This is a genomic window from Aeromonas sp. s13, from assembly GCF_040907905.1.
GTDB lineage: Bacteria > Pseudomonadota > Gammaproteobacteria > Enterobacterales > Aeromonadaceae > Aeromonas > Aeromonas veronii.
In genome coordinates this window covers 69,676-81,908 of the sequence record NZ_JBFOCS010000074.1, presented here as the reverse complement: position 1 = coordinate 81,908, position 12,233 = coordinate 69,676, and the positions used below count along the sequence as shown (strand labels likewise).

8 protein-coding genes are annotated in these 12,233 nt (G+C 54.9%); 3 read left to right on the top strand and 5 right to left on the bottom strand.

The genetic code is table 11. The features are described 5' to 3' along the window. The first annotated feature begins 53 nt into the window (after positions 1 to 53). The 3 genes from AB5Y82_RS16065 to AB5Y82_RS16055 all read left to right on the top strand — a co-directional run bounded on the left by AB5Y82_RS16065 (position 54) and on the right by AB5Y82_RS16055 (position 3,977). The gene (locus tag AB5Y82_RS16065) at positions 54 to 1,127 is read left to right on the top strand and encodes a Wzz/FepE/Etk N-terminal domain-containing protein (protein WP_159143417.1); all 1,074 of its coding nucleotides are present in this window, start codon (positions 54 to 56) and stop codon (positions 1,125 to 1,127) included. Positions 1,128 to 1,239: 112 nt separating this feature from the next. Then, positions 1,240 to 2,955 (top strand): PglL family O-oligosaccharyltransferase, encoded by a 1,716-nt coding sequence (locus AB5Y82_RS16060; RefSeq protein WP_106842588.1) that lies wholly within the window; start codon positions 1,240 to 1,242, stop codon positions 2,953 to 2,955. Positions 2,956 to 3,566: 611 nt separating this feature from the next. Further along, positions 3,567 to 3,977, top strand: coding sequence for an H-NS family nucleoid-associated regulatory protein (locus AB5Y82_RS16055; RefSeq protein WP_005344269.1), 411 nt, complete (start codon positions 3,567 to 3,569; stop codon positions 3,975 to 3,977). 534 nt (positions 3,978 to 4,511) lie between these two features. Here the strand turns inward: AB5Y82_RS16055 and AB5Y82_RS16050 are convergent. From AB5Y82_RS16050 to recN, 5 genes are all read right to left on the bottom strand, one after another. Next, positions 4,512 to 5,876 (bottom strand): efflux transporter outer membrane subunit, encoded by a 1,365-nt coding sequence (locus tag AB5Y82_RS16050; protein ID WP_106842544.1) that lies wholly within the window; start codon positions 5,874 to 5,876, stop codon positions 4,512 to 4,514. Between the two features lie 2 nt (positions 5,877 to 5,878). Beyond that, complete coding sequence (locus AB5Y82_RS16045) at positions 5,879 to 7,852, bottom strand: MacB family efflux pump subunit (protein WP_368174228.1); 1,974 nt, start codon at positions 7,850 to 7,852, stop codon at positions 5,879 to 5,881. Beyond that, on the bottom strand, positions 7,849 to 9,012 hold the full coding sequence (macA, locus tag AB5Y82_RS16040) for a macrolide transporter subunit MacA (RefSeq protein ID WP_368174227.1): 1,164 nt from the start codon (positions 9,010 to 9,012) through the stop codon (positions 7,849 to 7,851). The genes AB5Y82_RS16045 and macA overlap by 4 nt, the downstream gene beginning before the upstream one ends. Positions 9,013 to 9,262: 250 nt before the next feature. After that, positions 9,263 to 10,153, bottom strand: a complete 891-nt coding sequence (locus tag AB5Y82_RS16035) for a manganese-dependent inorganic pyrophosphatase (RefSeq protein ID WP_368174226.1) — start codon at positions 10,151 to 10,153, stop codon at positions 9,263 to 9,265. 267 nt (positions 10,154 to 10,420) lie between these two features. Further along, on the bottom strand, positions 10,421 to 12,085 hold the full coding sequence (recN, locus tag AB5Y82_RS16030; protein ID WP_106842548.1) for a DNA repair protein RecN: 1,665 nt from the start codon (positions 12,083 to 12,085) through the stop codon (positions 10,421 to 10,423). Between the last annotated feature and the right edge of the window lie 148 nt (positions 12,086 to 12,233).

The window sequence follows — 12,233 nt, the reverse complement described above, 5'->3', positions numbered from 1 at the left end:
GGCCGACTTATTGTGGTATATTGTTAGAAATTATATTCACATATGGTGATAAAATGCCATCAAGACATGCCTTACCAACGCCTTTGAATGCAACTAGTGATGAGATAAATCTTCGTGAGCTGATTTCTCTTCTCTGGCATAAGAAGGGAGCTATATTTTCATTATCTTTTTTATTTTTTTGCATTTCTTCTCTCTATGCTTTATCCGCACGCCAAGTGTGGACAAGTCAAGCGTTGATCAGTCTACCATTGGCTCAACAGGTTGAGTCTCTTGAGTTAAGTATTGCAAAGCTCAAAGCTAGTATTCCTTACTCATTGGTTGAACAACTCGACTTTTCGAGCTTAACACGTGCTGAAATATATAAGAGTTACGTGGTTTCATTTAACAGCATGGACAACAAGAAAGCATTCCTTATAAAAGAAGGTTTTTTTGCTGAGGAAGTTAAACGTGCTGGGATTGAGGATAAAAGTAGTGAGCGAGAATTAATGAATGAGCTTGGTAAACAGATCTCAGCAGTGCCATTGGATAAGACTAGCAGCGATATAAATCTTATTTTTTCTGCAGAAAGTGCTGAGCTAGCTAATGCAAGGTTATTAAAATATATTAATTTTATTCAGTCACAGCAGATAGTAGAAAAAAATAATGAGTTAAGAAGTCTTCTTAGGAATGCAATAAATACGCTATCTACTCAATATGATAATAAAAAGTCTGATGCCCTTAAAACGCTTCAGGATGAGATTGTTAAGACTAAATATGCTCTGATGATTAGTGAGGTAGCCGGTGTTGATAGACCCTTGGAACGTGTGAATTCAGGGGCGATTTTTAATATTGACTTAGGTAGCAAAGGGTTGGCAGAAAAGTTGCGTATTCTTGATGGAATAAAAGAGCCTGATGTATTAAACCCTGAGCTTGCTAAATTTCGTCAGCAGCTAAATAGCCTGAAAGCCTTGACGTTGATAGATGCTGATTTCACATCATTTCATATGATTGACTCCCCCGAGGTGCCTTTTACTAGAGATAAGCCTAAGCGACCGTTGATAGTTATATTAGGCACTTTACTCGGAGGTATGCTGGGTGTTGCGATTGTGTTGGTTCGGCATGCTTTTCGTCGACCAGAGCAGGAATAATTTTTGTGGTTGAGTAGAGGGGGCCATTAGCCTCCTCTTTTTATATATTTCTTCAGTGCTCTTTCAATGTGGGGTTATCCTAAGGAGTCTGGATGTGAACTTAACGCGAATCATGATGGCTATTGGCATGCTTTATTGGTTGCTAGGTATGCATTTTTTCATGCACAACCCGGGTGGTGCTGGGCTGTATCTGCCATTTAACGCATGGGGATGGCTGTGTGCCTCATTCGCTATTGGATTGGGATTGTGGCAGGTGACCTTACGCCAGCGTCTGGTCTTTTCTTCATTACAAGCTGGCCTATGGGTAGGTGCTCTTTTGCTGCTGCTCCCGGTGCTCTATCCAGGTTTTGTATTCAAGGATTATGCTATTCCCCGATTGCTGGGACTTTTTGCTGGTCTGCTGTTTTTGTTTGGTCTCTATCAATGGGGCTTTAATCGGCCGAAGCGTGAGCGCTTGCTCTATCTCATCCTGATTGCGATCGCGATGGAGGCAGTGCTCGGTCTGGTTCAGTTCTATCTGTTGACGCCGGGTAACTGGATTGGCTACGACACTAAAATCAATCGTCCATACGGGATCTTTCAACAGCCAAACGTGATGGCGACGTTTATGGCAACTGGCCTTGCCCTTGCTATCTGGCTGGAATTGCGACGAGAGGGTGGTCGATTGCTGATGGCGTTGCGCTATGGTGTCATTCTATCTACAGCACTGTTGCTGGTTGTGTTGCAATCCCGGGTGGGCCAATTAGGCGGCTTGCTAGCGCTGTTGTTATTGATGCCGCAACTCCATCGCCATCGATTGTTATGGCGTGTATTGGCTCTGGTTATTTTTGCGGTAGCCCTTGGCCTTCTATCACAGTACTGGATGGCAGGAGCAAAGCGCGGATTAGAGATCTATCAGTCCGGTGGATATCGCCCTATCTATTGGATCTATTGCGCCAAACTGATTGCCGAAGCTCCCTGGAGTGGGTGGGGATACGGCAGTTTTGAATCTGTTTTTCTCCATCACTACATGGCTGATAAAGCACTGAATCCGTCTATGGTGCAGATTGAGTACAATCTTGACCACCCCCACAACGAGTTTCTCTATTGGGCTGTTGAGGGCGGTATTGCACCCATGGTCGGCATAGTGATCATGGGGGGCGCATTATTATGGCGTCTGGCGAGTGTGCGTTGGGTAAATGCCATGGGGCTGTTTGCCCTGGTTACGCCGATATTGCTTCATACCCAGACGGAATACCCGCTCTACCATGCGATCGTGTTGTGGTGGCTTTTGCTGACGCTGATTTATATCATCGATACCGAAATTGAAGAGACCAACCTGGCGAGTCAGGGGGGCTCATCATGGTGGGATATGGAGTGCCGACCATGGTTGTTACTGCGATTTATGGCGATCGCTATCCCGCTGCTGGTTGTTCCCTTTATGCTCACAGCAATTCACACCGCATGGGTAGTCACAAAGTACGAAAGAGGTGGGTATAAAGAGCCGACTTTGCTACTTGATATCGTCAATCCCATGGCTTGGTTGACCCGAGTGGAATTTGATGTGAACTCAGTTCGTCTGATGGTGGGCTTGCAGACAAATAACAAGACCGAACTGGAAGCTTATCTGGGGTGGGGGCAGGCATTCGTACGCCATACACCGCGTGCCAACATATACGCCAATATGGTGATCGCGCTTAATGCATTGGGTCGTATAGAGGAAGCCAATGCGATGCGGGCAGAAGCACTTAAGCTCTATCCAACCGAGCCCCTTTTAACTGAATCTGCTTCACAGGCAGTGATTAGCGGTGTTGACCAATCAGGCAAGAATATAACCATAAATAAATAGTGCTATTTGGATACATAGAAAGCCAGCCCTTAAAAACGGCTGGCTTTTTTATTTTTTTTTCCTTCTGGGCAACTAGTATCTGAACAGTCTGTTTTCGGACGTATGCGTCTGTCAAACGGGCGACGAAAAGCATATTTGAAATGTCACACTTTGCTTTCAACTAATTGATTAATATGTAATTTTATTGGTGGCGCTGAATGGGTTGATAGTCAATTGGGAGTATCCCCCTCATCATCAGGTGAAGGGACAGGTTCTAGACGTGTTCATTGCTAAACAGATAGGCACAGTCTTGTCACATGATGTTGAACGTATGGTAGAAATGTGCGCTCAGGCTTATAAAGCAGGCTACCGAGTTTGTTTTGTTGGATGCTGAACTGGAAATTAATGAGTCTTGAAATACTGATGTTTCTTGAACACAAGATGGTAATCACCACTCTACCCAGAAGATCTGCATTCCAGCCAGTTTGTTATTGATAGTGGCAAGCATTCGATCTTGATGGTGAAATTTAAGAAAAAAAAGAACGTTAATATAGAAAAACTGTATGTTCTCGAGAATTGTCCATGCTATTCTGAAACGGTATCCCTGTAACCGACTTTTTTGTGAGGAAATAATGAACGAGTTTCTGAAAGTTCTGCTGAACATTCGCAGTTTGCGTGCGGCTATTCGTGAGCTGCCGTTTGAGCAACTGCTGGAAGCTAAAGAGAAGTTTGATCTGGTTTACCAAGAGCGCGCCGATTCTGTTGAACAGGAGCGTGCTGAACAGGAAGAGCGTCAGCGCAAGCTGAATGAATTCACCGAAATGCTGCAGCAGGCTGGTATTGATCCTCGCGAGCTGCTGGCGACTGCCGCTGCTCCAGCTGCTGCGACTGGCGCTGCCAAGAGCAAGCGTGCTCCGCGTCCGGCTAAATACAAGTACGAAGAAGATGGTCAGGAAAAAACCTGGACCGGTCAAGGCCGTATGCCGAAAGCCATTGCTGCTCAAGTAGCACTGGGTAAAGACCTGAACGATTTCCTGATCTAATTCGTCAGGTTCAGAGATTGAATAATGCCGCCCTTGGGTGGCATTATTTTTTGCCTTTTTACTCGTCGTTATCCAATCCGCCTTCTGCCGCTCTGCTATCTACATCCTCGCTTGTATCCTTTTTACCGTCGTTTTACCGCACTGTTACTTTGCTCAATATCCCTCGCTGTTTGCGATTAATTTTGTCGTGCAGGATTAACTGCGTGATATCGCTATTTGTATGCGTCGTGCAGATATGAGCTTCGGATATGTCGCTCATGATTCACGGGGCGCGGCTCGGCAAGAGCCGAGCTCTCTGCTGATGGAATATCCGGTAACCGTTATCTCCGATCAGGGGGCGTGAGGTAGAGAGAGCAGCAAGGTATGGCCGGGATAGTCAGGGTCGCTGATGCATGTAATTGGCTGCGCTGCCATGACTTCCTCTGATAATGGGCAATGAAGTTCGGCTGCAGTGTGGGAGAGGAAATTCTGTATGGTCTATGGCGATGATATTCCCCACTCTGTAGGCAGAGTGGGGAATAGCTAGGTGAAGCGCTATCGGGGCGCCACGCTATCGCTGCCACCCAGGGCACGATAGATTTTGGCAGTGGTGGTGAGCTGCTCTTTTTGCTGGGCCAGCAGGCTCTGCTGGGCATCCCACAGTCGGTTCTGCTCATCGAGCCAAGCCTGTACACCGGTCGCTCCCGCCTGGAAGCGAGCCTTTGCCAGGCGTTCGGCCTCCTGGGCATAACTCAGTTGTTCCTGCAGATAATCGAGTCGCTGCTGGCCATAGTGGCGGACGGCCAGATTGTCTTCCACCTCCACCAGTGCGGTGTAGAGCTGTTTGCGAAACTCGGTTTCAGCAATCTGGTAATCCAGCTCTGAGCTTTCAATGGCGAGCTGGGTGCGGTTGTATTCGAGGAAGGGGAGGGCAAGGCTGGCTCCCAGCGTACCAACCGGATTTTGCAGCACCTGCGCCAATCTATCGGATGCGGTGCTGGCACTGCCGGTCAGGGTCAGGCTGGGGTAGAAGCTGGTGCGGATCTCATCCCCTTTAGCCAGCGTCTTGCGCAGCCGCAATTCGGCCGCTTTGACATCGGGGCGGCCTGCCAGCACATCGGCCGGAATACCCACCGCAAGCTCAGGAATGGTCTGCTTTGCAAGGGAAGCGGGTGCATACTCCAGCGGCCCGCTGCTGCGGCCCAGCAACAGACGCAGGGCATTGCGAGCTTGCTCCTGCTGCGCCTTGAGGGAGGCCAGCTCGGCCTGTTTTCCGGCCAACTGTTGGCGTGCCTGCGCCAGATCGAGTCGGGTGATGGCGCCAGCCTGGTATTTGGTCTGGGTCAGCTGCTCAGTTCGGGACAGGTTGGCCAACTGCTGTTCTCCGAGCGTGATGGCAGAGCCGAGATAGCCGAGCTGCCAATACTGCTCCAGGGTATTGCCGATCAGCAGTAGTCGGGTGCTGGCGAGATCCTGCTCGCTTGCCGCCGCTTCCCAGCTTGCCTGATCTCGCACCGAGGCAAGCTTGCCCCACAAATCCACTTCGTAACTGAGGCTCAGCGAGGGGCCCAGACTGTTGGTGCCTTTGCCGGTTTTCAGATCCTTGTTGCCACTGGCTGCGATAGTGCCATTGACCGAGGGGGTGAGGTTGGTATCGGCCTGCTCGGCGCCCAGTCTGGCGCTTTTGAGCTTGAGGGCCGCCACATGCATGTCCGGGTTGGCGGCCAGTACAGCCTCGACCAATTTGTCGAGCTGGGGATCATGAAATTCCCGCCACCAGAGGCCAGCCTGCATAGCCAGTTGGGCGCCCTCTGCCTGTTGCCATGCAGGGGCGATCGCCAGTTCGGGTCTTTGATAGGTGCTGTGCTGACTGCAGCCGCTGAGGGCCATGCAGAGAGCCAGCCAGGAGAGTTTGTGCATTGTTATTCCCTCGCCAGTGCGACAACAGGGTCGAGCCGCGCCGCATTGCGTGCCGGCAAGTAACCAAACAGGATCCCGATGAGTGACGAGCAGCCAAAGGCCATCAGGATGGAGAAGAGCGAGAACTGCATCTTGATGGAGTCCACCAGCAGTGAAAAGAGCGCGCCAATACCGAGCGAGAGGCCGACGCCGAAGATCCCCCCCAGCAGGCTCACCATCACAGCTTCAATCAGGAATTGCTGCAAAATATCTGACTGGCGGGCGCCCACGGCCATGCGAATGCCGATCTCGCGGGTGCGCTCCACCACCGACACCAGCATGATGTTCATCACGCCCACCCCGCCGACGATCAGCGAGATCACCGCAATGGCCGAGACCATCAGGGTCATGGTGGCGGTGGTTTTCTCCACCGATTTGATGATGCTGTCGCTGCTGAAGGTGAAGAAATCCTTCACCCCGTGGCGCTTGGTGATCAGCTCGATCACCGCCTGCTCGGCAAGTGCCGGTTGTACCCCGTCTTTGACCCGGATGGTGATCTGGCTGAAGTGGTGCTGCGAGATGAGGCGACTCATCACCGCGCTGTAGGGCAGCCAGATATTGACCGACTGGCTGGTGGGGCCGAAGCCGGTCTCCTGCGAAACCACACCGACAATCCGCACCGGCAAGGTGCCGACCAGTACCACCTTGCCGACCGGCTCCTCCTTGCCAAGCAGGCTGGTGATGCTCTTTTTGTCCACCACGGCAACGGCAGCACGCTGTTGGATATCTAGCCACTCCAGTAAGCGACCACTGACCAGCGTCATCCCCTTTACCTTGAAATAGTCGTTACCGACCCCGGTCACGTTGCCGCTGTTGGTCTTGTTGCGATAGCGCAACTGGCCGGAGCTGCCGATCTCGGGGCTGGCGCCCGCAAGATAGGGCTGCCCCAGCAGGGCATCGAGATCCCCCTTGTTGAGGGTCTGGATGCTGGCCATCTTCTCATCGCCCCATCCTTTACCCGGGAAGATTTCGATGGTGTTGGTGCCCATCGCATTGATCTGGTCGATCACCTTGGCGCGCGCCCCCTGGCCAAGAGCGACCACGCTCACCACGGCGGCGATGCCGATGATGATGCCGAGCATGGTGAGGAAGGTGCGCATCCGGTGGGCGAGCATGGCATGTATCGCCATCCGTCCCGCTTCCCGATAACGATCCCAGTCGTGACCCATGGCGCCTTTAGTGGGCGCTATTTTTTGAGGGGCTACAGCGGTGGCTGGAGCCAACACGGTCGTTTGGCAGGGGCCGCTATCTTGTTCAATCCGACCATCCTTGAGAGTGATGATCCGGTCGGCATGGCTGGCCACGTTCATATCGTGGGTGACCAGAATGATGGTATGGCCTTGAGCGTGCAGCTCCTTGAGGATCGCCATCACCTCCTTGCCGCTCTGGCTATCCAGTGCGCCGGTCGGTTCATCGGCGAGGATCACTTCGCCGCCATTGGCCAGCGCCCGGGCGATACTGACCCGCTGCTGCTGACCGCCGGAGAGCTGACCCGGGGTATGGTGGCTGCGATCGGCCAGCCCCAGTCTGTTCAGTAGCTGACGTGCGCGCGCCTGGCGATCCGGGCGGCTGGTGCCGGCATAGACGGCGGGGATCTCCACGTTGGCGGCGGCATCGAGGTGGGGCAGCAGGTGGTAGCGCTGAAAGATAAAGCCGAAGTGGTGGCAGCGTAGTCGGGCCAGCGCCAACGCATCCATTGTCGCGGTGTCCTGACCGCGAAACAGATACTGGCCGCTGCTTGGGCTATCGAGACAACCCAACAGGTTCATCAGGGTCGACTTGCCAGAGCCGGACGCGCCGACAATGGCGATCATCTCTCCTGCCGTGATGGTGAGGTCAAGAGGGTGGAGCACGGTGACTTCGCTGTCGCCGCTCTGGTAGCGTCGCTCGACCCCTTTCAGCTGGATCAACGGCAGCTGGTTCAGGGGCTCACTCATAGCATCACCGCCATCTCATCATTGTCGGCGGGGGCTCCGTGATTGAGCTGCACCTCCTCCTTCTCGCTCAGCCCGCTGATCACCTCAATGCGGATCTCATCCTTCATACCGGTCTTGATATGGCGGGTTTCGGTCGTCTCATCTTCCTTGATCACGGTGACTTCATACTCGTTGTCACCCAACGACTTGCCGAGGGCGGTTTGCGGCACAGTGAGCACCTGCTTGCGCTCGCCGAGCACTATGGTCACCTGGGTGGTCATTGCTACCCGCAGGGTATGAGCGGGATTGGGTACATCGAACAGGGCGTAGTAGTAGACAGCCGCATTGCTGGTGGTGGTACCTGTGGTGGCCTGATCGTTGATGTTGGTGGGCGCTAACTCCACGGCGCGAAGCGTACCCTGATAGCGGGTATCCGGATCGCCGATCAGGGTGAAGTAGACCGGCATGCCGGCTTTGACCTTGGTGACATCAGCTTCGGAGATCTGCGCCTTGACCGTCATGGTCTCGAGGTTGGCCAGCTTGAGCACGGTCGGCACCGTCTGGCTGGCCGCCAGGGTCTGGCCCTGACGGGTCACAATGCTGATGACGGTGCCATCCATCGGCGCCAGGATCTTGGTGTAGCCCAGTTCGGTCTTGGCCCGATCAACCTTGATCAGGGCATTGTCGATATTGGCTTGGCTGTTTTGCAGTTCGGCGCGGGTGACCGCCAGCAGTGCCTCGGCACTCTCCAGATCGGCCCGTGAGCTCGCCTCCTGCTTGAACATCTGTTGCTGGCGCCGCCAGGCGAGCTCGTTCTGTTTGAGTTGTGCTTGCTTGATCTTGAGCTGGGCGCGGTTGCTGGCAAGTTCCGCCTCGGCCGTCTTGAGGTTGTTCTGGGCAATCAGGGGATCGATCTCGGCCAGCAGGTCTCCCTGCTTGACCTGATCACCGGCCTCTACGGCCAGCTTGGTAACCTGACCGGAGACCTGGGCCCCCACATCCACCTGCTCCACGGCCTGCAACACGCCACTGGCCAGCACGGTCTGGGCAATATCCTCGCGGGTCACCTGAGCGGTCAGCATCGCCTTGGGTGGTTGACTGGGCCAGAGCAGCCAGCCGAGGAGCACCACGGCGATCAGCATGGTGATGGCCAGGGTTCTCTGCTTGGGGGTTATGTTCATCGATCACCTGAATGGAAACGGAAAAGGTTGTGCGCGGCGATTATCCTGCAGCAAAGCCCTGATAAATAACAGCCGCAAATATGTAAGCAAAGTTATGACGTTAACTATCAATAAGCAGTGGAAGGCGTACGTGAGAGACCGGAGGGGTGAGCAAGATGATCAGCAAGAGGATGGGGAGTGCGGCTGGCGGTGGCGATGAAAAAGCCCTGCGCAGAGGCAGGGCTTTGGAATAGGTGATGGCGAGGGAGGATCAGGCCTTGGCCAGCAGATCCATTACCCAGGGCAGACCCTGCTTCTTGCGGCTGACAAAGCCCGGGTGGTAGCTGGACTCTGCCGGTACTTTAGCGTGTTCCGTAAAGTAGATACGGCTGGCTGCGGCCGTCAGGTCAGTCACCATCAGCACGAAGAAGTCGAGCCCTTCGCTCGTCACGCGCTGGGCCATCTCCTGCTGCAGGGCTGGCAGGTGCTCGGCCAGCTGCTGTTCGCTGCCCACTTCGATCTGGCTCATGATGAAGTTGCAACCTTCCGCCTGGAATGCCTTCTCATCCTGCTGCAGCAGTTGAGCCGGAGTCAGGCCGCTCAGGTCGGTTTTCGCCATCAGCAACTGTTGGCCGAATTCGGCCAGCGATACTTCTGCCAGCGGTGCCAAACGCTCACAAGCGATCTTGTCCTGCTCGGTGGTGGTCGGCGAGGTGAGACAGAGGGTGTCGCTCATGATGGCGCCCAGCATCAGGCGAGCCTGGCTGCGGGTTACGGTGCCTTGCTGGCTCAGCAGATCGAAGGCGATGGTGCAGGTGCAGCCGACGGCCCGGATCCAGGCATCCAGCGGAGACTGGGTGACCAGGGTACCGAGACGGTGGTGATCCACCAGGCCCAGTACATTGGCTTGTGCCAGTGTGGCAGGGCCCTGTTCCAGATCACTGAAATCCACCAGCCAGACATCTTCACCGGTCAGATCTTTGGTCAGCAACTCGGGTTCGCTGACGCCAGCCTGCTCCAGAATAAAACGGGTTTCGGTGCGCAGGTCACCCAGACGCCATGGGGTGGCCTGACGGCCCTGGCCATTGAGCCAGTCGGTGATAACCAGCGCACTGCAGATACTGTCGCTATCAGGATTCTTGTGACCAAAAACGTGGATCATAGACAAAGCCTCACAATTGGATACCCATAAAGGGGGGCAACACTATGCGAAATCCGCCACATGAAGGCAACCGGATCCACGCCCATGTTGCTGCCAGCTTCGCCTAACTCGCCATTTTATTGATCTGAGTCGGTAATCCTGACGCGAGTTCGGTGCTCACAGTAGGCTATTGGCTATTGCTGACTGTGCAGGCCATGGCCTGCGCAGTCAGCATGTTCGGTCTGCTCTGTCAGTCGCTATCGCTGCAAATCGGCTTTATTGCCAGATTCAACGACGCAGCAGCTCGCGGGCGTTGGCCAAGGTGTTGTCAGTGATCTGGTCACCACCGAGCAGGCGTGCCAGCTCATTGAGACGGGCAGCCTCATCAAGGGCACTCATTTGGGTTTCGGTGGTTTTGCCATCGGTATGCTTGCTCACCACCATATGCTGGTGGCCGTTGCCTGCCACCTGAGGCAAGTGAGTGACCACCATCACCTGAGTGGACTCGCCGAGCTGGCGCAGCAGACGACCCACCACGGCGGCAGTCGGGCCGCTGATCCCCACATCCACTTCGTCGAAAATCAGGGTCGGGGTGGAGACCTTGCGGGCGCTGATCACCACGATGGCGAGGCTGATACGTGACAGTTCACCGCCTGAGGCCACCTTGCCAAGCGGCTGAATGGGTTGGCCCGGGTTGGTGGTGACCATAAATTCCACCCGATCTATACCCAGCGGAGAGAGGCTGCTCTGGGCATCGGGGCGCACCTCGATGGCAAAGCGGCCATCGGGCATCGCCAGTTCGTGCATGCTGCTGGTTACCTTGGCGCCCAGCTCCTGGGCGTAACGCTGACGGCTCTGACTCAGGGCTTCGGCGGCCTGGACAAAAGCCTGACGGGCCTCGGCCAGCTCATCTTCCATCCCCTCTAACCGTTCTTCATCGGAGTTGAGGCGAGCAAGATCAGAGGCCAGCTCCTGATGGTACTGAGCCAGATCTGCTGGTTTGACGTGGTGCTTGCGGGCCAGATTGATCGCCTTGGAGAGGCGAGCTTCCAGCTCGTTGAACCGCTCGGGATCCAGCTCCAGCCGATCGAGATAGCTGCGCAGCTCGCTGTGGCTCTCCTGCACCCCGATCAGTGCTTCGTTCAGCATCTCCAGTACCGGGGTGAGGCGGCTGTCCATGCTGACCAGCCCCTCGGCCCGATCGACGGCTGATTGCAGCAGCCCAGCGATAGTGGTCTCTTCGTTGTCATAGAGCAGGTCGAGGCAAGCCCCGCACTCTTGCATCAGTTCTGTGCCGTTGGCGAGACGCTGATGCTCCTCTTCTATTTCTTCAAACTCCCCCGGCTGCAGGGCAAATTCGTCCAGCTCTTGCACCTGATACTCGATCAGCTGGCGGCGGGCTTCCCGCTGCTGCTGCTCGGCTTTGAGCCGGTTCAGCTCGTTTTGCAGTTGGCGCCACTGCTGATAGTGCTGGCGCACCTCGTCGAGCAGCAGATGGTGACCGGCATAACCGTCGAGCAGGGCGAGCTGGTAGTCGGGTTTGAGCAGCATCTGGTGGGCATGCTGACCATGGACGTTGACCAGCAGCTGGCCCAGATTCTTGAGCTGGGTGAGAGGGACGGGCACGCCGTTGATATAGCTGCGTGAGCGCCCCTCGGCGGAGATGACTCGCCGGACGATACACTCACCTTCGTTTTCCAGTTCGTTGGTGGCGAGCCAGGCGCGGGCGGCCGGGTTGTTGTCTAGCAGGAAGCGGGCGCTGACCTCGCTTTTGTCGCTATCGGGTCGCACCATGCCGGCTTCGGCCCGCTCTCCGAGGCAGAGACCGAGAGCGTCGATGGCGATGGATTTACCGGCGCCGGTCTCACCTGTGATGCAGGTCATGCCCGGTTGCAGATCGAGTTCGAGAAACTTGACGATGGCGAAGTTGTTGACGGTCAGCTGGGTCAGCATGGTCTCATCCTGTATAGGTCAACATTACTGTGTATGCATCCAGTATATACTGGTCTTATATACAGTAAAGAGGGCGCCGCCATTTTTAACACAGGAAAGCCGCGCCAGTGCGCCATGGCTATGAGAATGCGGTACTGACTATTGGGAC